Origin of the sequence: Paenibacillus sp. SSG-1, assembly GCF_002224835.1 — a bacterium.
Lineage (GTDB): Bacteria > Bacillota > Bacilli > Paenibacillales > Paenibacillaceae > Paenibacillus_AQ > Paenibacillus_AQ favisporus.
Genome location: NZ_MBRK01000001.1, coordinates 4,309,902 through 4,334,762 on the forward strand (window position 1 = coordinate 4,309,902; position 24,861 = coordinate 4,334,762).

At 54.5% G+C, this 24,861-nt stretch carries 26 protein-coding genes; 7 read left to right on the forward strand and 19 right to left on the reverse strand.

What is annotated here, in order from left to right; translation table 11 throughout:
- Positions 1-74: 74 nt before the first annotated feature.
- Complete coding sequence (locus BCV73_RS19970; RefSeq protein ID WP_089548314.1) at positions 75-2,249, reverse strand: methyl-accepting chemotaxis protein; 2,175 nt, start codon at positions 2,247-2,249, stop codon at positions 75-77.
- A 430-nt stretch (positions 2,250-2,679) separates the two neighbouring features.
- Between BCV73_RS19970 and BCV73_RS19975 the strand changes: the two genes are divergently transcribed.
- From BCV73_RS19975 to BCV73_RS19990, 4 genes are all read left to right on the forward strand, one after another.
- On the forward strand, positions 2,680-3,879 hold the full coding sequence (locus tag BCV73_RS19975) for an MFS transporter (RefSeq protein WP_089548315.1): 1,200 nt from the start codon (positions 2,680-2,682) through the stop codon (positions 3,877-3,879).
- 99 nt (positions 3,880-3,978) lie between these two features.
- On the forward strand, positions 3,979-5,217 hold the full coding sequence (locus BCV73_RS19980) for an aspartate aminotransferase family protein (protein ID WP_089548316.1): 1,239 nt from the start codon (positions 3,979-3,981) through the stop codon (positions 5,215-5,217).
- Positions 5,218-5,273: 56 nt separating this feature from the next.
- Positions 5,274-6,311, forward strand: coding sequence for a zinc-dependent alcohol dehydrogenase (locus tag BCV73_RS19985; RefSeq protein ID WP_089548317.1), 1,038 nt, complete (start codon positions 5,274-5,276; stop codon positions 6,309-6,311).
- A 43-nt stretch (positions 6,312-6,354) separates the two neighbouring features.
- Positions 6,355-7,080, forward strand: coding sequence for an HAD family hydrolase (locus BCV73_RS19990; protein WP_089548318.1), 726 nt, complete (start codon positions 6,355-6,357; stop codon positions 7,078-7,080).
- A 168-nt stretch (positions 7,081-7,248) separates the two neighbouring features.
- Here the strand turns inward: BCV73_RS19990 and BCV73_RS19995 are convergent, their stop codons facing one another.
- The 7 genes from BCV73_RS19995 to alaS form a co-directional block, all read right to left on the reverse strand.
- Positions 7,249-7,851: a DUF1349 domain-containing protein gene (locus BCV73_RS19995; protein ID WP_089550332.1), complete on the reverse strand. Its 603-nt coding sequence runs from the start codon at positions 7,849-7,851 to the stop codon at positions 7,249-7,251.
- Positions 7,852-8,027: 176 nt separating this feature from the next.
- Positions 8,028-9,095, reverse strand: coding sequence for an endolytic transglycosylase MltG (gene mltG, locus BCV73_RS20000; RefSeq protein WP_076169648.1), 1,068 nt, complete (start codon positions 9,093-9,095; stop codon positions 8,028-8,030).
- 111 nt (positions 9,096-9,206) lie between these two features.
- A complete protein-coding gene (locus tag BCV73_RS20005) occupies positions 9,207-9,518 on the reverse strand; it encodes a DUF1292 domain-containing protein (RefSeq protein ID WP_076169647.1) in 312 nt (103 codons plus the stop codon).
- Positions 9,511-9,801, reverse strand: coding sequence for a DUF1292 domain-containing protein (locus BCV73_RS20010; protein WP_397343786.1), 291 nt, complete (start codon positions 9,799-9,801; stop codon positions 9,511-9,513). The genes BCV73_RS20005 and BCV73_RS20010 overlap by 8 nt, the downstream gene beginning before the upstream one ends.
- 32 nt (positions 9,802-9,833) lie before the next feature.
- Positions 9,834-10,250 carry a Holliday junction resolvase RuvX gene (gene ruvX, locus BCV73_RS20015; protein WP_089548319.1) on the reverse strand — a complete coding sequence of 139 codons (417 nt, stop codon included), beginning with the start codon at positions 10,248-10,250 and terminating at the stop codon, positions 9,834-9,836.
- A 9-nt stretch (positions 10,251-10,259) separates the two neighbouring features.
- The gene (locus tag BCV73_RS20020) at positions 10,260-10,520 is read right to left on the reverse strand and encodes an IreB family regulatory phosphoprotein (RefSeq protein ID WP_076169644.1); all 261 of its coding nucleotides are present in this window, start codon (positions 10,518-10,520) and stop codon (positions 10,260-10,262) included.
- Between the two features lie 203 nt (positions 10,521-10,723).
- Entirely contained in the window at positions 10,724-13,348 is a 2,625-nt protein-coding gene (alaS, locus tag BCV73_RS20025) for an alanine--tRNA ligase (protein WP_089548320.1), read from the reverse strand.
- A gap of 150 nt (positions 13,349-13,498) precedes the next feature.
- Between alaS and BCV73_RS35450 the strand changes: the two genes are divergently transcribed.
- Positions 13,499-13,696: a hypothetical protein gene (locus tag BCV73_RS35450; RefSeq protein ID WP_145023318.1), complete on the forward strand. Its 198-nt coding sequence runs from the start codon at positions 13,499-13,501 to the stop codon at positions 13,694-13,696.
- 46 nt (positions 13,697-13,742) lie between these two features.
- Here BCV73_RS35450 and BCV73_RS20030 read toward each other — a convergent pair whose 3' ends face one another.
- The 4 genes from BCV73_RS20030 to BCV73_RS20045 all read right to left on the reverse strand — a co-directional run bounded on the left by BCV73_RS20030 (position 13,743) and on the right by BCV73_RS20045 (position 17,232).
- Complete coding sequence (locus BCV73_RS20030; protein ID WP_089548321.1) at positions 13,743-14,810, reverse strand: AI-2E family transporter; 1,068 nt, start codon at positions 14,808-14,810, stop codon at positions 13,743-13,745.
- 377 nt (positions 14,811-15,187) lie between these two features.
- Positions 15,188-15,394, reverse strand: coding sequence for a hypothetical protein (locus BCV73_RS20035; RefSeq protein WP_076169641.1), 207 nt, complete (start codon positions 15,392-15,394; stop codon positions 15,188-15,190).
- Between the two features lie 13 nt (positions 15,395-15,407).
- Positions 15,408-15,929: a PRC-barrel domain-containing protein gene (locus BCV73_RS20040; protein WP_076169640.1), complete on the reverse strand. Its 522-nt coding sequence runs from the start codon at positions 15,927-15,929 to the stop codon at positions 15,408-15,410.
- Between the two features lie 160 nt (positions 15,930-16,089).
- On the reverse strand, positions 16,090-17,232 hold the full coding sequence (locus BCV73_RS20045) for a cysteine desulfurase family protein (RefSeq protein ID WP_076169639.1): 1,143 nt from the start codon (positions 17,230-17,232) through the stop codon (positions 16,090-16,092).
- 168 nt (positions 17,233-17,400) lie between these two features.
- On the opposite strand from BCV73_RS20045, the gene BCV73_RS20050 reads away from it, so the two are divergent.
- Positions 17,401-17,736, forward strand: a complete 336-nt coding sequence (locus BCV73_RS20050; protein WP_076169638.1) for a hypothetical protein — start codon at positions 17,401-17,403, stop codon at positions 17,734-17,736.
- Positions 17,737-17,898: 162 nt separating this feature from the next.
- On the opposite strand, the gene cymR is transcribed toward BCV73_RS20050, so the two are convergent.
- Positions 17,899-18,318 carry a cysteine metabolism transcriptional regulator CymR gene (gene cymR / locus BCV73_RS20055; protein ID WP_076169637.1) on the reverse strand — a complete coding sequence of 140 codons (420 nt, stop codon included), beginning with the start codon at positions 18,316-18,318 and terminating at the stop codon, positions 17,899-17,901.
- Between the two features lie 404 nt (positions 18,319-18,722).
- Here cymR and mnmA point away from each other — a divergent pair, with 404 nt between their 5' ends.
- Positions 18,723-19,847 carry a tRNA 2-thiouridine(34) synthase MnmA gene (gene mnmA, locus BCV73_RS20060; RefSeq protein WP_326104071.1) on the forward strand — a complete coding sequence of 375 codons (1,125 nt, stop codon included), beginning with the start codon at positions 18,723-18,725 and terminating at the stop codon, positions 19,845-19,847.
- Between the two features lie 149 nt (positions 19,848-19,996).
- Here mnmA and BCV73_RS20065 read toward each other — a convergent pair whose 3' ends face one another.
- The 6 genes from BCV73_RS20065 to BCV73_RS20090 all read right to left on the reverse strand — a co-directional run bounded on the left by BCV73_RS20065 (position 19,997) and on the right by BCV73_RS20090 (position 24,835).
- Positions 19,997-21,307 carry a replication-associated recombination protein A gene (locus tag BCV73_RS20065; protein WP_089548323.1) on the reverse strand — a complete coding sequence of 437 codons (1,311 nt, stop codon included), beginning with the start codon at positions 21,305-21,307 and terminating at the stop codon, positions 19,997-19,999.
- A gap of 122 nt (positions 21,308-21,429) precedes the next feature.
- The gene (locus tag BCV73_RS20070) at positions 21,430-22,107 is read right to left on the reverse strand and encodes a GNAT family N-acetyltransferase (RefSeq protein WP_143811881.1); all 678 of its coding nucleotides are present in this window, start codon (positions 22,105-22,107) and stop codon (positions 21,430-21,432) included.
- A gap of 24 nt (positions 22,108-22,131) precedes the next feature.
- Positions 22,132-22,455, reverse strand: coding sequence for a DUF6092 family protein (locus tag BCV73_RS20075; protein ID WP_089548325.1), 324 nt, complete (start codon positions 22,453-22,455; stop codon positions 22,132-22,134).
- Positions 22,436-22,957: a nitroreductase family protein gene (locus BCV73_RS20080; protein ID WP_089548326.1), complete on the reverse strand. Its 522-nt coding sequence runs from the start codon at positions 22,955-22,957 to the stop codon at positions 22,436-22,438. The genes BCV73_RS20075 and BCV73_RS20080 overlap by 20 nt, the downstream gene beginning before the upstream one ends.
- 19 nt (positions 22,958-22,976) lie before the next feature.
- Positions 22,977-23,825 (reverse strand): NADPH-dependent oxidoreductase, encoded by an 849-nt coding sequence (locus BCV73_RS20085; protein ID WP_256992915.1) that lies wholly within the window; start codon positions 23,823-23,825, stop codon positions 22,977-22,979.
- Positions 23,826-23,884: 59 nt separating this feature from the next.
- Positions 23,885-24,835 carry an aminopeptidase gene (locus BCV73_RS20090; RefSeq protein ID WP_089548328.1) on the reverse strand — a complete coding sequence of 317 codons (951 nt, stop codon included), beginning with the start codon at positions 24,833-24,835 and terminating at the stop codon, positions 23,885-23,887.
- Positions 24,836-24,861 lie beyond the last annotated feature (26 nt).

Sequence of the window (24,861 nt, forward strand, 5' to 3'; positions counted from 1 at the left end):
ACTGCCAACGTTGCTGCATGCGAATAAAGCTAAGTTTTGAACATGCTTCCTTATTATGCTTCCTTAAGCTTCCTTTAGTTCAGCGTAAACCGGGACAGCGATTCCTTCAGCTGTATCGATACATTTTCCAGCTTGGCGGAGAGCTCAACGAGATGATCGCCCACGCTTTGCTGCTCATTGCTGAGCGAGGCGACTTCTTCGGAGGTCGCCGAGGATTCCTCTGCGACCGCGCTGACGTTGCTCATGCCTTCCGAAAGAACGCTGTGCGAATCATGCAGCGCCGATATCGACTCGGTTACGGATTGCAGCCGCTGCGTGAAATCGCCCATCTGTTCCTGAACCGATACGAAAATTTCGTTCGTTTCTTTCACCGCAGTCATTTGGTGCTGGAACAGCGGATAAGCGTCCGACAGCGCTTCGACCGTTTCATTCATCTCGGACATGATTTGACCGGTGATCTGCCCTACCATGTCAATCGATTGTCTGGACTGGTCCGCAAGCTGGCGAATTTCGTCTGCCACGACCATGAAGCCTCGTCCGGCCGCCCCGGCACGCGCCGCTTCGATCGTTGCGTTCAGGGACAGAATATTCGTCTGCTTCGTAATATTTTGCAGCACGACCAGCACTTTGTTGACAGAGCTTGCCGTCTGCTTCAAGGCATCCACCTTGTGCATCAGCTCACGCGTCATTTCTTCCGTTTGATGCGTTTTGTCCAGCAGCTCGTTCAGCTGTTTGGTTCCGTACTGGCTGGATTGTTCAACATGCCGCGCGGCGCTGCCCATTTCCTCATTGGCCGTGATCACCAATCCCATCTGCTTGGCCATATGCTCGGTCATCTCGTTTCCGCGCTCCGCCTCGGTAGCCAGACTGCTTGCCCCGTTGGCGATTTCCTCGGTCGCAATGGCAATTTCTTTGGCCGAGATCGCCGTCTTCTTGGAAGCATCAGTCAACTCGCCCGCCGTTTCAAGCACGAGCTGGGCCGTCGTATTGGTCTGCTGAACAAGCTTCGTAATTTGGTCCACCATCAGATTGAAAGCCTGTCCCAGCTGGCCGATTTCATCCTTGGACTTATGCTGCGTCCGCACGTTCAGGTTGCCCTTGGCTCCCTCCAGCATCAGATCCTTCAGCTTGCTGAGCGGAGTTGCGATCATGCGGGCCATCCAGAACCCGATCAGGATGGCGACCACAATCGCTCCAACGGCCATTCCCATGGTCAAAACCAGAATTCCCTTAGCGTCCTTGACCAGCATTTCGACCGGAACGGTTCCGACCAGCCTCCAACCTGTCGTCTCGAGGGTGTTGTATACGGCAAGGATTTCATTCCCTTCGTTATCCTGCGTTTCCAGGGTCTTGGCCGGTTCTGTCTGTCCCTGCATGAACGAAAGTGTGGCTTTGGTTCCTGCTTCACTGTTCACGGTAGAGGCAACGACTTGACCGTTCGCGTCGCCCACCTGCAGCTTGCTTCCGTCACCCAGGCTGATTCCGTTGAGCTGGTTTTCGATGACGTCGGTCTTAAGCTCCACGATAATGACGTAGGCTCCGCCGCGGGACAAGCTCTGCAGCGAGCGGACCAGCTCGAAGGAAACGCTTCCATCCTTACCCTTTGAAGAAGGAACCCATGATGTCTGATTTGTTTTCTTCGCATTTTTAAACCAGTCGACTTCGCGGATCGTATTGATGTCCAGGCCGCCTGAACCGGAAGAGATGATCCGCTGCGACTCTTCGGGCGGAACCAGATAAATCGCTTTGATCGAAGAGTTGCTGTTCAGCTGGTTTGACAATTTTTTATTGATCTGATCCGTAAGCACGAAATTCTGGTATTCATCCTGCCGGTTCCGTGCCAGCTCGTCGATGACGCTCTGCATTTCCGGATCAAAAAACATCTGCATCGCCATATCTTCATACTGCTTCAGAATGATATCCAATTTTTCCTGAGTTTGCTGGATCGTCTGGCTGTTCGCCAGCGCCGTATTGTTCTTGATGGTGCTTTTGGCTTTGCTATAGGATGTTAGACCCAGGGTCAGCACGATCGCCGCTATCGCCACGAAAAAAATCAGGAACAGCTTCACGCCCACCGACTTGAACGGGTTTAAATTTTGCAGCTGTGCCCCGCTGATGCCCGGCAGGCTGGCGAACCGTGACGGCTTTTTCGGATCTCCCGGCCCTCCTGATGCTGCTGAAGCCTTCCGCTTGCTGCCGCTTCGCTCCTTTGAGCTGGAGCTATTCTGTTTCTGTTTTTCTTCCCCCATATCTTTCTTTCGAATCCATCCCACTCTCACTCACCGCCGTTTCAATTTCTTGCATTACGTCGTATGTAAGTTTAAAAAACGAATGCCTACTTTATTCTTCGACATTTTACATCTCGAACCTTTGCTTTTTTGGCAATTTTTTTATAACTTTTTTCCTAAACCTCATAATTCTATTGAACTATGAATTGGAATGCCCATTAAAGATGATGAAACAGAGGCTGCCAGAGGCGGAAGACCTTATTATTCGACGAAAACAGTCAAGCCTCTTCTTTCTCTTTCGTATGAGAAAGTCTAATTACATATTTTTTACATTTAAAATATTATTTTACAAAATAACATATTTATTTTATGGCTAATATGGTATAAATTGTATTACATCAGCTGATAGATTTGGAGATCTCCCAAAATATCGACAAAGGAGCGTGAATTCTTGCGGAGGTTGTTTGCCTTAAGCTGCGGATTTTACCTGCTGATCGGAATCACCAGCGTGGTGCTCGGCGCGATGCTTCCCGTCCTCCTGGCCCATTACCATAAGGATTACGGTGACGGCGGAACGCTGCTCTTCCTGCAGTTTCTCGGTTTTCTCGCCGGAGTTACGGCTTCGCCTTTCATGTCGGCCCAGCTCGGCCGAAAGCGGATGCTTGCTGTTTCCTTGGCCTGCATCACCGCAGCCTGCATTGTCATGGGAAGCCTTCCGTCCTGGACCTGGATCATTCTGATGACCCTGCTCGTCGGTTTCGGTTCCGGCATCATTGAGTCTTCGATCGGCGCGTTTACGATTGAATTTGCCGAAGAACAGAAAGCGGTCGCCATGACCAAGCTCGACGTTTACTTCGGTCTGGGCGCGCTCCTTATTCCCGCGGCAGTCAGCCTGTTTCTTACGATGGACGCCTGGTTCCTCACCTTTTTTACGGTTGCCCTGGTATCGCTGATGCTGTTGATCCTGTGGCTGGCCATGCCGGCAGAGAGCTCCGCACGGCTGGACAAGGCGGTATCCGCTGGTTCTCCGGAGAAAATCCGCTACCGGGGTAGATACGCCGGGCTGCTGGGTATATTCATCATCTTTTTCTTTGTATATATGGGTCTTGAGCTGGGGCTGATGAATTTTCTGCCCTCCATTCTGATCGAGAAGGTGCACGTTAAAGATTCACTCGCTTCCCTTGGCGTCACCATCCTGTGGATTGCTATGGTCATCGGGCGGTTGTTCGTGGGTAGAATCGCGGAAACGGTAAGGTATATCCCGTTTTTGGTCTGGAGCACGGCAGCTACCCTCGCATTTACGATCGGGTTCGCTCTATGGGCGAACGAATGGACAGCCTACCTGCTCGTCTTTGGAGTCGGCGTATCGATGTCCGGGCTGTTTTCCATCGCCCTCGTGTATGCCAACGTGCTCATTCCGGGAATGACGGAGACAACCACCAGCATCCTGATCGCATCCGGCGGGATCGGCGGCGCGGTGCTGCAGTATCTGATCGGCTGGTCGATGGATCAATGGTCGGCCGGAATGGCTGTTTGGATCCTTGCCGGATTCAGCTTGATCCTGCTGGCGTCCCTGATCCTGACCAAGCAGCAGCAGTCCAGGAAACATAAGCTGGGAGGCAGCCTTATAGGGCACGGCCACGAGGGATGATGGCCCCCTTTTTGGGAAATCTGATGTTCCATACGGAAATACAATATTCTTCTAACAACGTATTATCGTAATCAAAACTAACCTTTGGAGGGAAGACGGATGCAAACCTTAACCACAAATCGTTTCAAGTTTGGAAAAGGGATTACGTTGGTCGATGATGCAGGCACGGAGTATTTGGACGGCGTGTCCGGAACGTTCAATCTTTCGCTCGGCTACAACCATCCGCATGTCGTCGAAAAGGTTCAGGAGCAGGTGGGACGCCTGACTCACATGTCCTCCACTTTTACCGAGCCGTATGTGAACGAAGTGCTCGACCAATTGACCGAGCACGCCCCGAATGGGATCGATACCGGCTGGATGCGGGATATTACCGGCTCCACAGCCAACGAATGCGCGACCAAGATTGCGCAAAAATATACGCAGGCCACCGACATCGTCAGCCTGTTTCTGTCCCATCACGGCCAAACCCAGTTTGCCACCGCCATCTCCGGCAACGCCTTCCGGCGAAAGCACTTCCCCAACTCGACCGCCGCGAACAGCGTACACGTTCCCGCTCCATACTGCTACCGCTGTCCCTTTAACGCCTCCCGCCCGAACTGCGGTTTTCAATGCATCGAATCGATCCATGACCACCTCGAATACGCGAGCTCCGGGTCGGTGGCCTGCATCATCATCGAGCCGATCCTCGGCAACGGAGGGAATATCGTTCCACCCGAAGGATATTTTAAGCTGCTGCGCAAGCTTTGCGACGAACACGGACTACTTCTGATCGCCGACGAGGTTCAGACCGGGATCGGGCGGACCGGTTACATGTTCGCCAGCGAACGGTTCGACATTCAGCCGGACATGATCACCCTTGCCAAAGGCTTGGGCGGTATCGGCGTTCCGGTGGCGGCCGTGCTGATGCAATCCCGCCTGGACGTGCTGGAGAAGCACGAGCACTCCTTCACCTCGGGCAGCAATCTGATATCCGTTACAGCAGCCAAGTCCACCCTGGAGGTCGTATCCGAACCTGGATTTTTGGATGAAGTCAAACTGAAAGGGGAAATACTCGGCGACCTGCTGCATGAGCTTGAGACCAAATACGGCTGCATCGGCGAAGCACGCGGAGTCGGGCTGATGTGGGGTTTGGAAATCGTGGACGAGGACGGGGCACCGGATGTCGCCAAGACCAACGCGGTCATCGATCGCGCCTTTGCCGATCAGCATCTGATCCTTCGCGGGTCCAGATACGGATTCGGAAACGTGGTCAAGGTCAGACCGTCCCTGACCGTAACGACGGATGAGATCGTAACGATCGTGGAAAGACTGGACGCGGTTCTGGCCAGCGTCGGTTAACAGGTCTGCTAATGTTCGCAAAAGTCAAATATCCTTATTCAAGGAGGTAATACGTGATGCAGGCATTGGTATACAAATCGGCATGGGACGTAACGCTTGAGGAACGGCCGGAGCCGTCCATTACTGAGGAACATCAGGTTCTCGTCCGCATTCGCGCCACCGGCGTGTGCGGAACCGATCTGGGCATTGTGAGCGGCAAATATCATGCGGTATCTTCCGTCATCCTGGGCCACGAATCGGCAGGAGATGTCGTTAGCGTCGGCAGGGGAGTCACCACGCTGAAGCCAGGCGACCGGGTCGTAATCGACCCGACTTATTACTGCGGGCACTGTGAGATGTGCCGAACCGGCCGGCAAAATCACTGCATCCATAAGTCTGTGACGGAAACCGGGGTCAGCGCCAACGGAACCTTTACCGATTATTACGTCACCGAAGACCGCTTTTTATATCCATTAAAAGATCATGTCAGCTACGAGGAGGCCACCCTAACGGAGCCGCTAAGCTGCATCCTGACAGGAATCAACCAAATCCGGCTCCTGCCGAATTTTCGTACGGTCGTTCTCGGCGCCGGGCCCATCGGCATTCTGTACAGCTATGCCCTGGCCTCCAAAGGCGTAACGGGAAGCATTGTGGACATCTCCAAAGAAAGGCTCGCCATCGCCGGGAGTATCGCCCCGGAACGCTGGAGAACTTACGATTCGTTCGAAACGGCCGTAGCAGAGGCTTCATCCGGCGGCGGCCAAGTGGATCTTATCGTCGATACGACCGGCGTGGTCGGAACGCAGGTGCTTCCAAGCCTGGCAAACGGCGGTTACCTCATGCTTGTCGGCTTAAGAGACGGCGTCAGCACCTTTAATCCCAAAGAGGTCGTCGACCGGAGCCTCAAAATCATCGGCTCGATCGATTCCCTGGGCACCTTTTCCACCGCCCATTACATGATCGAGCGCCAAATTATTCCCGCGCAAAAAATCATAACCCACACCTATCCCTTGGCCCGATACCGGGAAGCCTTCCAAGCCCTGGGCTGTGATCTGGACGGGCGTTCGCTGAGCCCTTCATCCCAGGCGATCAAGGTCATTCTGCAATCGGTCTGAAGCCGTTGATCCCGAAATATAACGACAAAGGAGCGTTAAGCTTATGACATTGCAGAATCTGGAATGGCAGGCCCCGCCGGTAAAGGCCGTTATTTTTGATATGGACGGCGTGCTCGTAAACAGCGAACCGATCTATTTTGAGATTGAGCGCAGCTCTTTCGCCCACTTCGGCGCTCCCGTAACGGAGGAGGAACATCACGGCTACGTGGGAGTAACGCTGGAGTCCATGTGGAGGCAGGTGCTGGAGAAGCATAAGCTCTCCTTCCCGCTGGAAGAAGTGCTCGCCTATCATCAGAACAACGTGCTGGACATCATGGCTGCACACCCCGAACTGCAGCCGATTCCCCACGTAACGCCTTGGCTGGATTGGCTGCGCAGCCGTCAGGTGCCGCTTGCGGTAGCTTCTTCCTCGCCTCCGTCCCTGATCCGGCTCATCATGGAACGTACCGGACTTGGAGCCTTTTTCAGCGTGCGTCTTTCCGGGGAAGAAGTGAACTCCGGCAAACCGGCACCCGATATTTTTCTGCAGGCCGCCAAGCTGCTGGGAGCCGAGCCCTCATCATGCCTGGTCATCGAGGACTCTCGCAATGGGGTCAAGGCTGCAAAGAGCGCAGGCATGCGCTGCATCGGATACCTTAACCCCGGATCCGGCCGGCAGGATTTGTCCCAGGCGGACCATGTCATCACCAGCTACCTTGAAATGGAAGCGATCCGGGACATGCTGTCCATCGAACCGCTCGCTCCAGTCCCTTTGGATTTGCAGGCATAACGCTGGCGGCTGTTGGTACGGCCCGGCTTCAAGATACAACCGATTTTTAATCAACCATCAAAAGGCTGCAGCCTCCGTCCGGGTTCGGACAAGAGTCTGCAGCCTTTTCGCCGATGAAGTCGACCTGCTCCAGCGAAGGGCAGGCTCAGCCGTCAGGCATGGCCGTCCTTACAACTCCGGCGGCTGTTCATGCACATCCGCATCCGGCTGGGCCGTTGCCCATCGGGTAAAAGCCACTTTGAGCCCAGCACTCGTCGGCGCGCACAAATACGGTCCCGCTTGCCATTCATCCGGAGTAAGCCGGCATACGCGGACGGTTCTCCAGTCTTCCCCTTCCGTCCGGGCTCTGATAATAACCGCATCTTTCAGACGGGACGCCCGGATCGTCACGATCTTCTCCATCCACTCCGGGACGGGCGCAAGCGACCAATCCGAATAGCCGTGGGTCACAACCGCTCCGAGAGAAGGGACGCCGTCATTCATCTCGATTCCAGCTTTGATCCACTGCTGCCCATGGCTCCATAACATCAGCCCTGCCTGATCATACAAATGATCGAAGGCGGTCAAACGAAAGGTTACCTCTACCGCCTCTTCCCCATCCCATGGCAGCAGAAGCGAGTGCCCGTTGTCCCGTTCAAAACCGTACATGGTCGTTTGCCAATAATCACTGCCCTGGCACGCTTCAACGATCAGCTCCCCGTCCTTCTCTTCACAAGCAGCCGGTTCCGTCGACCAGCGGCCGCTAGTCCACGGTATCAATTGTTTAGTCATATTCATGCCACCCTCTCCCCAAACGAATTTCACCATTTTGAACGATTTATTTCCAGGCGAAACTACAGTACTTAAAAAGCACCCCGGACCCGGCGGAAGCGCGTGTCTCCGGCAGAGTCTGAGGTGCTTTGGTGCTCGCAGCGGCAAATGGATTCTGGGCGATACTTGCCCCGGAGCTACTGCTTCGCATTGCTGTTGCTTTTCTTAATGTTGTTCAAATGCTCCTGGTACGTCTTCGCAAATAAATGCTCATGCGAGCCGTCCTTCTTGGTCACGTAATACAAGTAATCGGAGGCTTCCGGCGATAATGCGGCTTCGATCGAAGCGATGCTCGGACTGCAGATCGGTCCTGGCGGGAGCCCTGGATGCAAATACGTGTTATATGGACTGTCCACCTTCAGGTCCTTATACAGCAGCCGTTCCTTCGGCTCCTTCAAAGCGTACTGCACCGTAGCATCGATTTCCAGCTTCATCTCCTTGTGCAGACGGTTGTAGATGACACCCGCAACAAGCGGACGCTCCTTGTCGGCCACAACCTCCCGTTCGACGAGCGAAGCCACCGTCAGCATCTCGTGCAATGTAAGGCCATGAGCCTTCAGCTTCTGCTCCAGATCAGGGATCTGATCCAGCTTGCTCTGCATTTGCTCCAGCATTCGGGTCAGGATCTCTTCCTGCCCGGTTCCTTTTTTAAATTCGTACGTGTCCGGGAATAGGTACCCCTCCGCCTTATGCTTTAACGAAGTATCCGCGGGGATCTCCTTAAAGGCCGGTACGTCCGTCTGACCGCCGGTATCCGCCAGCTTTACGAACGCGGCCGGATCACTCTGGCTTGCTTCTCCCACCGTCTTTGCGATCTGCTCCAGCGTATAGCCTTCCGGAATCGTAATGCGGATCATCTCCGCCTTTACCACTTCGCCGCTGTTCAGCTTGGCAATCAGCTGGTCGTAGGTTACCCCCGGCTTCGCCTCATAGGTTCCCGCCTGAAAACGGGAGCCCTGGTTTTTCCATTTCAAGTAGATTTTAAAGAACATATCGTTTTTAATGAGTCCACTTTGCTTAAGAACCCCGGCAATTCGCGAAGTTCCCATTCCCTGCTCAATGGTGAACTTGACGGCATTCTGCGAAGCCTTCACCGGCTGCATGCCGTTCCAGACGTAATAGGCCCCGCCGGCAATGATCACCAAGACGATCACCAGCACTACCAGAGCCTTTTTGGCAGCTTTCAAACCGATCCAACCCTCCATAACCAAAAAAATCCCCACAAAGCAGCGCAATGCTCCGTTTCACGCATTCCGCTGTCTTTGCGGGGACTCCGGAGTTATCAATTTTGGTACTTGATCAAACCTTGTGCCCGATTAATCTTCGCTGTCCTCAGGAAAGGTCATTTCGTCGTACAGCTCGCTGATATTTTCCCATTCATCGTCATCATCTATGGTGACAAGCCCAAGAGTTCCTTCAGGCGAGGAGACCACTTTCAGGATATCGAATTCTCCGCTTTGATCTCCTGGCTTTTGGAGCACAGCATAGCTCTGACCGTTGATTTCAAACTCAGCTGTAAGATCATAGACGGAAGTCGCTCCGTTCTCATCTTCCAGTTCCACAGTTGGACCAAAGGCTTCCTTCAGTTTGGAAGTCCATACGGCCTGATCTGCAGAGAAATCATTCATGTTCATTCCCTCCATCAAGTTCGGCAACCAGCGTATTGAACGTTTCCTCGACGATTTCCCACTCTTCGTCGTCCTCGATCATATACAGCTTCAGATCGTCTCCGTCCTCCTCATAGCGGAAGGCATAGACCTCGTCGGAGTCATCATCCTCGGAGTCAAGCGGAACGACCATCATATACTTGGAGTCCGAGCCGTCGACCTCGAATTTCATGATGACTTCAAACTCCTCTTCATTGCCTTCGTCATCGGGAATATAAATAATTTCCGGTTCTTCTTCTTCCATACGATTACGGTCATTAGCCATTTGTATCACCCTCACCTTTTACTCTTAGAGTCCAAATAGTTTTGCAAAATCAAGCTGGCAGCCATTTTATCCACGACCTGCCTGCGTTTCTTCCGGCTGACATCCGCTTCAAGCAGCGTCCTTTCGGCGGATACCGTCGTCAACCGCTCATCCCACAGATGAACCGGCAAGTTCAGCATGTCTCTCAGCTGATCTGCAAACGCAATGCAGATGTCGCCGCGCGGACCAATGCTGCCGTTCATGTTCTTCGGGAGGCCAACCACGATTTCTTCCACTTCCTGCTCGCGGACCAGATCCGCAATTCGCTGCATTTCCGCCCCGTCGCGGCGACGTTCGACCACTTCAAGCCCCTGGGCGGTCCAGCCGAACATATCGCTCACGGCCACCCCGATTTTGCGGTCCCCGTAATCGAGTCCCATAATTCTCATAAAGCTCTCCTATCGGTGATTGGCTAGATAGAACCGGACCAGCTCTTCAATCAACTCATCACGCTCTTTTTTTCGAACCAGGCTTCTCGCGTTGTTCTGGCGCGGTATATAAGCGGGGTCTCCGGATATCAGGTAGCCGACGATCTGGTTGATCGGGTTATAATCCTTCTCCACCAGCGCGTCGTATACCGTCAGAAGGATATCCTTCGCGGAGGCCTCCTTCTCATCACCCTTCACGTTAAACTTGACTGTCTTATCCATGGAATCCATTTGTGACACCTCGCTTCTTCAAAAACATGTCCATGCATGTTTTGACGAATTGAATCTTTAAGGTTTCCTACTTTTTCTATCATACCATACCGGGCCGCGCCGAAGGAAATTCCACGGAAATAAAAAACAAAAATTTTACAAAGTTCCGGGTAGCCGCCGGAGTCTTTACAATGTATTGGATGCAGAAGGCAAAGATGATATGCCTAAATTCCAGATCCAACCAATTGCTCAGCCAGCTTCAAAGCGTCTTCCAGTTTGCTGGCGTCCTTGCCGCCAGCCTGGGCCATATCGGGACGTCCGCCGCCTCCGCCGCCGCAGACTGCCGCGATCTCCTTCACCAGCTTGCCTGCATGAAGCCCTGACTTCACGAGCTCCTGCGGAACGGAAACGACGAAGTTCACCTTCTCGTCCATCGCTGCGCCGAGAACCAGCACGGCATTCGGGAGCTTGCCCTTCAGTTCGTCGGCAATCGAGCGCAGGGCGTCCATGCTTCCCGCATTGACGCGGACAGCGAGCAGCTCTCTTCCGTTCACCTGCTTCACCTGTTCGGTGAGCTGGCCGGCCTCGATCGTGCTCAGCTTGCTCTGAAGCGACTCGTTCTCGCGTCCCAGCTCTTTCAGTTGGCCGTGCAGCGCTTCAATCCGTCTCGGCACGTCGTGCAGATTCGATTTAAGAAGCTCTGCGGACTGCTTCAGCAGCGACAGCTGGCCTTCCAGGAATTCGTATGCCAAGCGGCCGGTTACCGCCTCGATCCGGCGTACCCCCGAGCCGATGCCGCTTTCGCTGACCAGCTTGAAGATTCCGATCTCGGACGTGTTGTTCACGTGGCATCCGCCGCACAGCTCCAAGCTGTAATCGCCGACCTGCACGACGCGGACGATGCTGCCGTACTTCTCGCCAAACAGCGCCATGGCGCCCATTGCTTTGGCTTCGTCGAGCGATTTATATTCAATTGTTACATTAGTGCCCTTCCAAATTTGTTCATTCACGCGGCGTTCGATATCCGCCAGTTCTTCCGGCGTAATGCTGCCGAAATGCGAGAAGTCGAAGCGCAGGCGCTGCGGCTCAACGAGCGATCCGGCCTGATTGACGTGGGTGCCGAGTACTTCCTTCAGCGCTTTATGAAGGAGGTGGGTCGCTGTATGGTTCTTCTCGATGTCTCTGCGTTTGTCATGATCGACCTCTGCCTTGACGGTCTCGCCGACCTTGAGCTCCCCGGCTTCCACCGTCACCTGGTGCACATGCTGTCCGTGCGGCGCCTTGAAGAGGCCTTCCACTCTGGCCGTCACCGATCCGCCGCGCAGCAGACCCTGGTCGCTGACCTGGCCGCCGCTCTCCGCATAGAACGGAGTGACGTCAAGCACCACCTGGGCGCTCTGTCCTTCCCCGGCGATGTCCACCATGGCGTCATCGACAATGATTGCCACAATTTTCGACTCGGTTACGGTGTCATTATATCCAACAAATTCACTTTTAACCGTATAATCGGACAGGACGCCGCCCTGAACCTTCATGCCGCCGCTCTCCTGACGGGCTGCACGCGCGCGGTCGCGCTGCTCCTGCATCGCTGCGTCAAATCCTTCGCGGTCAACGGTCAGCCCATGCTCAGCCGCATAGTCTTCCGTCAGGTCGAACGGGAAACCGTACGTATCGTACAGCTTGAATGCGTCGCTACCGCCGATCTGCTTCGTGCCCTGCTCCAGCGCCTGCTTGCTGATTTCCTCGAGGATCGCCAGGCCGTCGGACAGCGTCTCATGGAAACGTTCTTCCTCCGTGGAAATCACCTTCTCGATGAATTCGCGTTTCTCCACCACGTTCGGGTAGTATACGCCCATAATGTCGCCGACGGTTTCCACCAGGCTGTACAGGAACGGACGGTCAAGACCCAGCACTTTGCCGTAACGTACGGCGCGGCGCAGCAAACGGCGGATGATGTAGCCGCGTCCTTCATTTGACGGAAGCACGCCGTCGGCCACCGCAAACGTAACGGTACGCACATGGTCGGCAATGACCTTCAGCGCGACGTCGCCCTCTACGCTGGCATTGTATTTAACGCCGGCCAGCTCTGCTGTTTTTTGAATGATCGGCTGGAACAGGTCGGTGTCGAAGTTGGAGTCGACGTTTTGCAAAATGGATGCAAAGCGTTCCAGGCCCGCTCCGGTATCGATGTTCTTGTTTGGAAGCGGCGTGTAGGAGCCGTCCTTGTTGTGGTTGAACTGCGAGAAAACGAGGTTCCACACTTCCAGGAAGCGTTCGTTCTCCCCGCCCGGGTACATTTCCGGATCGGACAGGACGCCATAGGCTTCGCCGCGGTCATAGAAAATTTCCGTACAAGGACCGCAAGGGCCTTCGCCGATGTCCCAGAAGTTATCCTCCAGCTTCACGATCCGCTCCGCCGGCAGGCCAATCTTTTCGTTCCAGAGCTTAAAGGCTTCTTCATCCTCCGGATATACCGTAACCGACAGGCGCTCCGGATCGAATCCGATCCATTCCTTGCTCGTCAGAAATTCCCATGCCCATGTAATGGCCTCTTCCTTGAAGTAGTCGCCGATGGAGAAGTTGCCGAGCATTTCAAAGAAAGTGTGATGCCGGCGGGTTTTGCCTACATTTTCGATATCGTTGGTACGGATACACTTCTGCGAGTTCGTGAGCCGGGGATTTTCGGGACTGATGCGTCCGTCAAAATACGGCTTCAGCGGGGCCATACCCGCATTGATCCACAGCAGGGAGGGATCGTTATGCGGAACGAGCGAAGCGCTCGGCTCGATCTGGTGTCCCTTGCTTGCGAAAAATTCAAGCCATTTGGAACGAATTTCACTTGCTTTCATAGTAAACAGCCTCCAGCTCTCTCGTAAATTGCATGCAAATGGACGGATAAACGTAAAAACGCCCCTGATCAGATCAGGGACGAATGAATTCGCGGTACCACCCTGGTTACCGCCTGAACGACTGCCGGGCGCCATACGCCGGCTGCCAGCTTGAATGATCAGGCGATCGCCTTGTTAAGGCCGTTAACGGGGCCAGCCGGTGAATTTGTCACACTCCGAAATCAGCTTTCCGGACAGTATCGCTTGGGGGCTCTTGCAGCCGTCACGCTTACCGTGAAGGAGCCCTTCTCTGAACAAGGAGGAACTGCCGTACTTCATTTCATCGCCGTTTTGTCCGTTTTTGCATAGTATTGTCTGAATTATATCCGATAGCGCGGACGCTTGTCAAACCGCTCTAGGTCGTCTTCCGCTTGACGTAATAGGCAAAGAAGTGCTGAATGATGACCTTGAGCACCGCGAATAAAGGCACCGCCAAAATGAGTCCGACGATCCCTGCGATCTCCCCACCGACCAGAAGGGCAAAAATAATCAGCATCGGGTGAAGATGCAGCTTCTTCCCCACGACCTGGGGCGATACGATATTGCTCTCCAGGAGCTGGCACAGCCAGTTCACGATGATGACCATCAGCACCATTTTCCAGGATATCGTCGAAGCCATGACCACCGCAGGCGCCGCGCCCAGGAACGGGCCCAGGTAGGGCACGATGTTGAATACCGCAACGATGCTCGCCATCAGCAGGGCATACGGCATGCCGACGATCATATATCCGATATAGGCCAGAATGCCGACGATGAGACACACCAGGAACTGCCCGCGGACATAATTCCCGAGCGCCTCATCGATCTCCTTCAGCAATCTGACGGAAGCCTTGCGCCGGGTGCGCGGCAGCAGCGATACGACCGCCCGCTCAAAAACGTCGAAGTCCTTTAATATGTAGAAAATCAAAAACGGGATGATGAAAATGTTCAGCACGATGTTAATCGTACTGCCGATATGGTCCATGAAATTGGAGATGCCTTTGGCCAGGCGGTCCTCCCACTGCAGCAGCCACTGATCCACGCCCTCCTTGATTCCCACCGGAACCCCCCGATTATCCAGGTTGTTCATGATGTTCTGGGCATGCATCGTCATCTCCGGCAAATGCTCATTCAGTTCCTCCATCTGCTCGATCAGCATCGGGATCAGATTGATCAGAATCACCGCAAGGCAGGTCAGAAAGACGGCGTAAATGAGCAGCACGGCGATTCCCCTCGGCATTTTCCGCGCGGCCAGCATGCATACGACCGGATTGAGCACATAGGAAATGATCATCGCCACGACAAAGGGGGACAGGATCGCTTTCAGAAATTGATAGATATTCATGAACATCGGCCGCAGCAGCCAAACGAAATACAGAATAATCAGACCAAGCAGGACCCAAATCATCCCCCGGAACCATTTATTGGCCGTCAGTTTATCCACCTTGTCTCCTCCTTCCGGACGTGCTGTCAAGTTAGTATATGTCCCGAAATTCGAATTTAACCTATTGGCGGCCACGGAAGGAGAACTATGGGTAACGCAAAGAAACCCGGATACCTGATTCTGCCATGCAGGCAAAAACGGGTACGGGTTTCAAAGATGACGGCAATAAGACCGTGTATGGTACTTTCGCTGTGGGTGCTATGTAACCAATAATAGGGATTGAAGCTGCCGGGTGAATCCCCCTTGCGGGCCGTGGCAAAGTGAAGACAAACCACAATTAGCGGAAGGGGCGGCTCCATTACGCAGCATAAATCAGAAAAATATTCGTTAGGACCCGAAGGTCTGCGGAAATGTTCTGACCGGTACATGCATATTGTTTAAGAGGAAGCGTGCAGATGAGGAAAATCCTGAGGAATCTCCTCAAAGAACAAATCGTCCAGCGAGCTGAGCGTACCGTCCTCTTCTACCTGGTATACGGACATTTTCTCCCCGTTCACCGTCAGTTCGATAAAGCAGCCCCAGCAGTAAAATTGGTGGGAACCGATTTTTCCTATATCTTTGGAATTGCAGTTAGGACATCTCATATTCATTGATCACCTATCCGTTAACAGAATTAATGGCTTTTTCCAAACGCTGTTCGCTCATAGGCGGAACCATGACCGCATTCTCCCCTATGGACATTTCCGTGGTGCAAGGCAGCCATTTCCGCCCTTCAATCAAATCCGAAACAAATCCGTCGCTTATTTCGAGACCTAATATTGTATTTCCCATTTCCTGGTCAAAATAAACGTCCGTCACTTTACCAAGCATCGTACCGTCCTCAGTAAGTACGTCCAGATCCTTTAATTTATTTTTACCCAAAAGATAGGTGTATTGTATGTCGTCGGCATCCGTCTTGCGAACAGCCTGTTTATTACGAATCATCACAGCATCTTCGCCATAAGCAACGACGTCCTCCCAGGACACCGTCTTCGCTGTGTTGGAGAACAACCCTTTGCCTTCCAGCTCAAGGCCTTGAATTTTCCAATCTTCGGTGATGATAATATCGTATATTTTGCCGATCTCCTTGCCTTCTTCCACATCAAATACGGCAAGTCCGATCATCTCTTGGAATTTCATGGCCAGGATCCCACCTTACCCTCTTCAAAATTGAAACGAACCCCTTCACGTTACCACCGAAGTCAGTCAATCCAATGCGGCACGCTCAGGTCGATTTGTCTCGCGAACGGTATGGAGCACTCATCCCTCCCTCTCCATCCATGGAGAATCCCTACCTTTCTTACGTAAGACGACGCAGAATGGTTTCAATTTTTTGGGCTGTGTACTCCATATCTTCAGTAGTATTACCCAAACCAAAGCTGAATCGAATCGCCGAACGCAAAACATTTTGAGGCAACTGCATGGCCTCCAGCACATGGGACAGCTCAAGCGAGCCTGAAGTGCATGCCGAACCGCTGGCCGCGGCGATGCCCTCCATGTCGAGATTCATCAGAAGCGTCTCCGTATCTGTCTGCGGGAAGCTGATGTTCACGATGTGGGGAAGGCACTCCTCTTGGTGGCCGTTGATTACAAAAGCGTCCCTGCCAATCTTCTGCTCCAGCGTGCTGATCAAGGCCTGGCGCAAACGAAGATCATGCTCTCTTCGCTGCTCCATCTGGCGGGAAGCAATCTCCACGGCTTTGCCGAAGCCGGCGATTCCGGCCATATTTTCTGTTCCGGCGCGCCGCTTTTTCTCTTGGAGTCCGCCGTGAAGGCGCGGCGCGATGACCAGTCCTTTGCGGACGTACAGCGCTCCTACACCTTGAGGTCCGTTGATTTTGTGCGCGGAAAAGCTCATCATGTCGACCGGAAGCTCATGGCAGTTGATGGGCAGCGCTCCAAGAGCCTGAACGGCGTCCACATGAAAAAGAATGTCTCTGCTTCGGGCGATTCTCCCGATTTCTTCAATCGGCTGAATCGTTCCTACCTCGTTGTTCGCATACATGATGCTGATCAGAATCGTATCCTCCGACAGTGCAGCCTCCAGATCCTCGGGCCGAACCCGTCCGGTGTGGTCTACCGGCAGGTAAGTGACACGGAATCCTTCCTTTTCCAGCTCTTCGCAGGCGTGAAGCACAGCATGATGCTCGATGGACGAGGTAATGATGTGGTTCCCCTTAGACCTGCGCATGGAAGCTGCGCCGAATAAAGCGAGGTTGTCGCTTTCCGTTCCCCCGGCGGTAAAGACGATCTCATCGGGCAGGCAGCCGAGAAACTTGGCGATCCGGTCCCTTGCCCCGCTGACGGTGCGCTTGGCCGCACGGCCGAATGCGTGAACGCTGGAGGCGTTACCGTATTGTCCGGTCATGACGCGCATCATTTCTTCTGCCACTTCCGGATGTACCGGAGTGGAGGCCGCATGGTCCAAATAGATTGATTTCATGATTACACCACCTTGGTCTTGTGTAGTATTTCGCTTATGATGTCCAGTGAAATTGTTGTATTCAAGTCAGGAATTTGGAGCCTGTTCATACAGGGTTTGGCTCGGATAGAACGGTTTCCGGGTAGTCATAATATGTCGGTAATCCAATCCCGATATGGAGGTCATGACATGAACCCGTATTCCCAATCCCAGCAAATCAACCAAATCATTCATCAGCTGACGCAGCAAACCCAACAAGCTTCTATGGCTTACCAGCAAATGCTGAAGCAGGAGCAGCAAAATGCGATGCAGCTGGAGCAGCTCGCTCAGCGTGAGCAGCAAACGTCGCAAATGATTCAATCCGCCCTTCAAGGCCACCAGCGCGCCATTCAACAGCTGCAGCAAATCTCCAGCCTGGCCCAGCAAATGGTGAGCTCCGTTTCCCAGCCGGTATCGGGATATATGGAAACGCAGCAGCCGCAAGGCTTCCAAACGGGGTTCAACAACCAGTTCCGTCAACAGTAACAACCGGAAACAGACTCGCCGAAGCGGGTCTGTTTTTAATTTGGAAAACATTTACTTACAAAACTTTGGAAGTTGACTATCCTTACAGAAGGTACACCCGGAAGGTACGCCGTTTGCAAAGCCGAATGCCACTCGCAAGGGGCGAGTGGCTGCAGCTTTAGTCTAGATGTAGAACATATAGTTCTCGGACGTCTCTTTCTCCTGGTAGGAAATCAGGTCGGCAAGCGTCGTCGAATCCAGCACGTTGGCGATTCCGTCACGGATCCGCAGCCAAAGATTACGTTTAGCCGGATCATCCTCTTCTGTAAAATCGACCGGCGAAATCGGCCCCTCGAGCACGCGAATGACATCACCGGCTGTAATCTCGGAAGCTTCACGCGATAAGATGTAACCGCCGTAAGCGCCGCGGATGCTCTTAACGAGTCCGGCGTTCCGGAGCGGAGCGATCAGCTGCTCCAGATAGTGCTCGGAAAGTTGGTTTTTCTCGGCAATGCTCTTCAGGGATGTCGGCCCTTCGCCGTATTTGGCGGCAAGCTCCATCATGATTGTCAAGCCGTAACGGCCTTTTGTCGATATTTTCAAAGGTGGCACCTCTCTCAAGTAAAATTCATGGTATCTATATAGAATGAACTCAAAATCTTCATGTTGAAGGGCTTGGATAAGCCTATGACAACAGGGGGTTCAAATTTCGAAACTTGAGTTGCATCTATTTAGCTCTTCCTCATGTATCGTTATCAATGGCTTTGGTTCAGCATGTCGGTGAGTTAATCCAAGAGAATACAGCTTATGTAAGCTTTTCCATATCTGCGTATTCCGATCATTTCCCTAGCCTATGTTAACATATCCGGCTCCGTTTTGGTTTAAAAAACAATGACAAAACAAAGAAATGTTCGCGTCCGGTGGACAACCTATGTGGTGTGATCTGTGGACAAATGTGTTAAAATAGAGGCTATGGGCACAATCTCATATGAAAATGGTGATGACTTTTGTCTACAGATAATCAAAATATACGTGTCGTCGTCGGGATGTCCGGCGGTGTCGACTCATCCGTCACCGCGCTGCTTCTGAAGCAGCAGGGCTACGACGTCATCGGCATTTTTATGAAAAACTGGGATGACACCGATGAATTCGGCAACTGCACCGCGGAAGACGACGCCGAGGACGTCCGCCGCGTCTGCGAGCAGATCGGCATTCCTTATTACACGGTGAACTTCGAAAAGGAATATTACGATAAAGTATTTTCCTATTTTCTCGATGAATATAAGTTGGGCCGCACACCAAATCCCGATGTCATGTGCAACCGCGAGATTAAATTCGGCGAATTTCTGACGAAAGCGCTGAATCTGGGCGCCCAATATGTAGCCACCGGCCATTATGCCCGCGTTGTTGAGCAGGACGGCGTCTATACGCTGCTGCGCGGCGTGGACAGCAACAAGGATCAGACCTACTTCCTGAACGCGCTCAATCAGCAGCAGCTGTCGAAGGCGATGTTCCCAATCGGACATCTGCCTAAGCCGGAGGTCCGCCGAATTGCGGAGGAAGCCGGGCTCTACACCGCCAAGAAAAAGGACAGCACCGGGGTATGCTTTATCGGAGAACGCAATTTCAAAGAGTTCCTGAGCCAATACCTGCCTGCCCAATCCGGCCAAATGGTCGATATCGCCACCGGCGAAGTCAAAGGCCGCCATGACGGCCTCATGTACTACACGCTCGGACAGCGCCAAGGCCTTGGTATCGGCGGTTCCGGCTCTGGCGAACCATGGTTCGTCGCCGACAAGGATTTGGAGAAGAACATTTTGTACGTCGTGCAGGGGGATCAGCATCCCAGCCTGTACTCTACCGGACTCATCGCTTCAGGCGTGAACTGGATCGCGGGACAAGGGGCCGTGCCCAAAGAGCCCTTCCAATGTACCGCCAAGTTCCGCTACCGTCAGCCAGACCAGAAGGTTACACTGGAGTGGCTGCCGGACGGCAGCGTCCACGTGGCGTTTGCCGAGAAGCAAAAGGCCATTACACCCGGCCAAGCCGTCGTGTTCTACCAGGACGATGTGTGCCTGGGCGGCGGAACGATCGACAAGGTGGAAAAAGTTCAATACGAAGCTGCCATCTAAACGCAAAGCATATGTGCAAACCGCCGGCTCTTTCGAGGGCTGGCGGTTTTTTGCATGCCGTCCTTAAAGATTCTCCCCGCCAGCATTATTATCCTGCTGTTATCGCAAAACTAATCCCCAATCGAAGGATGTTCCCAGGCACCGGCGGTTTAAGACTGATCCTTCCGAAGCTGCTGGTTATGCCGGATTTTTGCCTCGTTGCCCTGCTCCGACGCTTCATAGAGTACCCGGCCGGCGATTTCCTTCGGCAGGTAGTCCTGCTTCACATAATGGCCGGGATAATTATGCGGGTACTTGTACCCTTCATGGCCCAGCTTGACGGCGCCCTTATAGTGCGTATCCCGCAAGTGAAGCGGCACTTCCGCGGATTTGATCTCGTCCATGGCGGACATCGCATTCGAAATCGCCGTATAGACCCTGTTGGATTTGGGACTCTCCACCGCGAACAGAATCGCCTGCGCGATGTTCAGCTTCGCCTCCGGCCAGCCGTTGTTTCGGTAAGCGTCCAGCGCGCTGACGGCCTGAACCATCGCCTGCGGGTTCGCCAGCCCGATATCCTCGCTGCTGGCGGCAATCAGCCGGCGGATGAACACCATCGGGTCCATGCCCAGCTTCTCCACCGCGTAGAGGAACCAGAACAGCGCGGCATCGCTTGAGCCGCGGATGCTCTTATGAAACGCGGAAAGCACGTCATACTGGGTCGACTCGTCCGCGCGCACGATCGGCCGGCGGATGGACTCCTCCGCCACTTCGAGCGTGATATGGACGGTTCCGTCCGCCTCGGGAGGCGTTGTCAATGCCGCCAATTCCAGCGCATTCAGCGCGCGCCGGATATCCCCGTTCGCCATCGTCGCAATATGATCCAGAGCTTCATTGTCAACCTTCAGGTTCATGAAGCCTAGCCCTTTGTCCGGATCCTGCAGCGCCCGCTTCATTGCCAGCATGGAATGCTCCTTAGTGAGCGGATGAAGCTGGAACAGCGTCGAGCGGCTCATTAAGGCGCCGTTCACATAATGGAACGGGTTCTCCGTCGTCGCTCCGATAAAAATAATCGTCCCCTTCTCCACTGCAGGCAGCAGCGCGTCCTGGCGCGAGCTGTTAAAACGGTGCACCTCGTCCAGAAAGAGGATCGTTTTCGTTCCGTACATCGATTTATTGGTCTGGGCCTGGTCAATCACCTCGCGGACATCCTTGACGGAAGCGTCTACCGCGTTCAGCCGGACGAAGTCCGCCTGCGTATGCTGCGAAATAATATGGGCGAGCGTCGTCTTGCCGCATCCCGGAGGCCCGTACAGGAGGATGGAGGATACCTGGTCGGCTTCGATCGCCCTGCGGAGAAGCTTGCCCGGACCTACGATATGCTCCTGCCCGATATATTCATCCAGCGTGGTCGGCCGCATCCGGTCGGCCAAGAGCCGTGCGCCCGGATTCGCGTCCTGCTGGAAAGAGAATAAGTCCATTCGATTCACGTCCTTGAAAGTCTAAAATGCTTGTCCCTGCGGACCAAAGCTGTTCTTCTATCATACCATACCCGGCCGTGAGAGTTCATTCCCTTCTGATTCCGGGTGAACAGGTGGGGCGCTCATGACTTGCTCGGACGGCGGTAGGCCTTTTCGTGAAAGCGCAGGATCGACTGAAACAGCTCCTCGCCGCCGTCATGCGATTCGACGGGATGCTCGGGATCAAGGCTGAGGTACATCGCCCGGTACGTTTCAGGCACCCAAATGTACGAATGCACGTAGGCCGTCGGCGTAAAACCGGCCTTTTTCCAAAAGGCGATTCTGCCGGCGTTTTCTTCCGACGGATCGGCTTCCGCTTCGATGACGATGCCTCTGAAGCCTCTTCTGCCGGCCCATTCATGCAAATCCCGGAGGCAGGCAAGTCCGGCACCTTGTCCCCTGGAACTTCCCCGTACCGCAATATAATCGATGACCAGCAGGTTTTCCTTGGCATCCGTCCCCGTCAGGGCCATGGCCGCTGCGGTTTGGCCTTCGCTCCAGACGTGCAGTGCACACAGTCCCCTTTCAAACATGCGCATGATGATCGTTTTCGTTTTCCGCCCATGCTCCGGAAAAGCCTCCTCATAAATCGGCTCCGCCTGCTGCCACATCGCTTCGTTCCAATGTTCCGTCACCTGATGCTGCATCGTTCGCTGTTCTCCTTCTTTGTAAAAAATGATGGTCATGCCTTTATTATAATGGCCCGCATGACGAAAAACACCGCAGAGCCGGCCAGCCGGACTGCGGTGTACTATTAACAATGGCTCTCTTCGTTGCGCGAGCTGCTAAGCTTCGGGCTTCCCCTCAAGCGTCGCTTGGACCAGCACGGCGATCGCCCGGTCCAAGGCTTCGGCAAAGCCTTCAGGGTCCGTCATCGCCACCGGCCGGGATTCGCGGACAGCAGCCATGGCTTGCTCCACCGTCTCGTTCCGAATCCCGGCGGCTTGCAGCAGCTCCAGCCCCTTGTCCAGCGTATCCGCGAGCCGCATCGGGCCGTAGGACTGGGGCTCACGGTAGAGGGAGCGGGCGCTGGTCAGCACATAGGCCGCAAAATCCAGCATTCGCTCCCGCATATCCCCTGCACCCAGGTTAGTTTTCATAGCGTTCATATGAAATCATCTCCTTCGGCGGCTTGGACGTTTTCGGACGCGGCGGCTTGTCGGAGTAGCCGAGGCTGATCAGCAGCTCGGGCTTCACTTCCTCCGGCAAACCGGTAATGGCCGCAATGGACGGTGCGTGAAACGACCGGACCGGACAGCTGGACACGCCGAGCGATTGAGCGGTGAGCATGATCGCGGAAGCGGCGACCCCCAAATTAATGAACCGCAACGTGTCGGCACTGTCTGCTCCGCCCCGTGCCAGCGCCTCCTGATGATTGCTGCAGAGGACGACCACCGCTGCCGGCTGCCCCGACAGCCCCTGCGCAAACCGCTTGATATGCCGGATCCGCACCTCGTCCTGAACGATCACAAAATGCGATTCCTGCGCATTGCTTGCCGACGGGCTGTGAAGAATGGCTTCCTCGATCGCCTCCACGATATGCGGCTCAAGCTGCTGGTCGGTAAAAGAACGAGCGCTGCGCCTTGCCTTGATGGTTTCCAGTACATCCATGGTGTTATCCCCCTCTCGCCTAACGCAAGGAAAATCCTCTCCGCATCAAAACTTCCCGTAAATTCTCTCTTAAGCTTGACGATGCCGCGATCGTCTCCGGTCGCGTGCAGCGTCTGGCCGTGTGCTCACACCAGCCATAATCCGATCCTTCCTTCTCCGGCTCGCCGGCAATCGAGACCCGGCGGCCGTCATACGAACGGCGTGATATCATTTGCTCATCGTACGCCTCCAGCCCTTCGTCCAATGCGGCGGCCGAATACCGTTCTTCATGAACCGTAACGCTCTCCGGCAGGCGGGGCTTCACCCCTCTGCGCACCCCTTCACGCTCCCGGCCGACCGCCAGGCCGACGACGGCAAACATCCCCTCGGGAAGGCCAAGCTCAAGCGCCAGCTCCTCCGGATGGTTGCGGACAGACCCGACCGGGACGGCGCCATAACCGAGCGCTTCGGCAGCGACCAGGGCATTCTGCATCGCCAGTGCGGCATCGACGGAAGACAGCAGGAACATTTCAAGCGTGTCCGCCTTAAAGTCGTAGCCCTGCCGCTGCGTTACATATTTCAGTCGATGAATGTCCGCGCAGAAAACCAGCATCACCGGCGCTTCCTGGATAAAACCCTGGTGGCCGGACAGTGCCGAAATTCGCGATTTCCGGTCCGCGTCCCGGACAACGATGATGCTGTAAGCCTGCAGGTTGGAGGAAGTTGGCGCGCTTCTGGCGGACGTCAGGATCGCTTCGAGCGCGGCCGGCGGCACCTCCTCCGGCGTAAAGCCCCGGACGGACTCATGGCTGGTCAGAACCTGGATCGTCCCGTTCAGGTGCGTTTCGTCCGTCACGCTTCCCTCCAGCTCGAAGCGGTTTCGTATCATGTTCCGTCCCATGTCTCTCCCCCTCAAGCAATAGGCATTCAACTAGAACATCATAGGGTTCAGCCGTTCAATTCCCCATTCTTCATAATTTGACGGCCGTCCAGATACACATCCGGCTTGCCGACGACGCAATCGATATGCACGCCTGCGGCGACGACGCCGCCGAACGTGTTGTTGCTGCCGAAGGCTACGTGGATCGTGCCATACACCTTCTCGTCTTCCAGCACGACGCCGGTGATCCGGGCCTTCTCGTTCGTGCCGATGCCGAACTCGCCAAGCAGACGGCCGTCCCCATCGCCGAGCATCTGCAGCAGCTTCTCTCCCTCCGGTCCGCCTTCGGCCGCGGTCAGGCGTCCCTTTTCCACGGTCAGCACGATCGGGCCCGACAGCTTGCCGATGCCGGCAATGGAGCCGTCTACGACGATTTGACCTTCGGCCGTTCCTTCGACCGGTGCAATATAGGCTTCACCTGAAGGCAGGTTTCCGGATTGCCCCGGCTCCAGATACATGCCCGTGCTGGGCACCCCGTCCCGCCCCTGGATGGAAAACTCCAGCGAACGGCCGTCCTTCTCGATGCGCACCGTTTGGGCGCCTGTCAGCATATCCGTCACTTTTTCGGTCAGCGCTTTGACCTGCGTATAATCGGCGGCAATAGCTCCTTCCAGGAACATGTCCTCGGTGATGCCCGGCATGGTAGCCAGACGCGCTCCGGCGGCTGCCGCCTGCTTGCGGGCCTGCGTATGCGTCAGCGAGTGCTTCGTAATGCACACCACGACCTGCGCTTTGGTCATTGCGGCCGCAATCGCCTCAGGCGGCTCCTCCCCCGACTTCGCACGTTCTGTCATGACAGCCAGCATCGACTCGGCTCCGAGACGCTTTCCGGCTTCATGCAGCGCTTCGGCCAGCTCCTTCCGGCTCTCATCGGTAACGACCAGAAAAGTCTCTCCGGATTTCAAGCCAAGGCAATCGGCCAACGTGTTCATACTGATTTCAACGATCTTTTCATTCATTGCGAAACAGCTTCCTTCCTTATAAA

What these genes read in the sequence shown, in the direction of transcription:
- BCV73_RS20090 (WP_089548328.1), bottom strand. Translation starts at nt 24,835, where the DNA reads ATGAATGAAAAGATCGTTGAAATCAGTATGAACACGTTGGCCGATTGC.
- BCV73_RS20050 (WP_076169638.1), top strand. Translation starts at nt 17,401, where the DNA reads ATGAACCCGTATTCCCAATCCCAGCAAATCAACCAAATCATTCATCAG.
- BCV73_RS20045 (WP_076169639.1), bottom strand. Translation starts at nt 17,232, where the DNA reads ATGAAATCAATCTATTTGGACCATGCGGCCTCCACTCCGGTACATCCG.
- BCV73_RS20075 (WP_089548325.1), bottom strand. Translation starts at nt 22,455, where the DNA reads ATGAACGCTATGAAAACTAACCTGGGTGCAGGGGATATGCGGGAGCGA.
- BCV73_RS20040 (WP_076169640.1), bottom strand. Translation starts at nt 15,929, where the DNA reads ATGAAATTCCAAGAGATGATCGGACTTGCCGTATTTGATGTGGAAGAA.
- BCV73_RS20035 (WP_076169641.1), bottom strand. Translation starts at nt 15,394, where the DNA reads ATGAGATGTCCTAACTGCAATTCCAAAGATATAGGAAAAATCGGTTCC.
- BCV73_RS20065 (WP_089548323.1), bottom strand. Translation starts at nt 21,307, where the DNA reads ATGGACTTATTCTCTTTCCAGCAGGACGCGAATCCGGGCGCACGGCTC.
- BCV73_RS20080 (WP_089548326.1), bottom strand. Translation starts at nt 22,957, where the DNA reads ATGGATGTACTGGAAACCATCAAGGCAAGGCGCAGCGCTCGTTCTTTT.
- BCV73_RS19980 (WP_089548316.1), top strand. Translation starts at nt 3,979, where the DNA reads ATGCAAACCTTAACCACAAATCGTTTCAAGTTTGGAAAAGGGATTACG.
- alaS (WP_089548320.1), bottom strand. Translation starts at nt 13,348, where the DNA reads ATGAAAGCAAGTGAAATTCGTTCCAAATGGCTTGAATTTTTCGCAAGC.
- ruvX (WP_089548319.1), bottom strand. Translation starts at nt 10,250, where the DNA reads ATGAGAATTATGGGACTCGATTACGGGGACCGCAAAATCGGGGTGGCC.
- BCV73_RS19995 (WP_089550332.1), bottom strand. Translation starts at nt 7,851, where the DNA reads ATGACTAAACAATTGATACCGTGGACTAGCGGCCGCTGGTCGACGGAA.
- BCV73_RS19970 (WP_089548314.1), bottom strand. Translation starts at nt 2,249, where the DNA reads ATGGGGGAAGAAAAACAGAAACAGAATAGCTCCAGCTCAAAGGAGCGA.
- BCV73_RS20010 (WP_397343786.1), bottom strand. Translation starts at nt 9,801, where the DNA reads ATGGAAGAAGAAGAACCGGAAATTATTTATATTCCCGATGACGAAGGC.
- BCV73_RS20020 (WP_076169644.1), bottom strand. Translation starts at nt 10,520, where the DNA reads ATGGATTCCATGGATAAGACAGTCAAGTTTAACGTGAAGGGTGATGAG.
- mltG (WP_076169648.1), bottom strand. Translation starts at nt 9,095, where the DNA reads ATGGAGGGTTGGATCGGTTTGAAAGCTGCCAAAAAGGCTCTGGTAGTG.
- BCV73_RS20005 (WP_076169647.1), bottom strand. Translation starts at nt 9,518, where the DNA reads ATGAATGATTTCTCTGCAGATCAGGCCGTATGGACTTCCAAACTGAAG.
- BCV73_RS19985 (WP_089548317.1), top strand. Translation starts at nt 5,274, where the DNA reads ATGCAGGCATTGGTATACAAATCGGCATGGGACGTAACGCTTGAGGAA.
- BCV73_RS19990 (WP_089548318.1), top strand. Translation starts at nt 6,355, where the DNA reads ATGACATTGCAGAATCTGGAATGGCAGGCCCCGCCGGTAAAGGCCGTT.
- BCV73_RS20085 (WP_256992915.1), bottom strand. Translation starts at nt 23,825, where the DNA reads ATGATACGAAACCGCTTCGAGCTGGAGGGAAGCGTGACGGACGAAACG.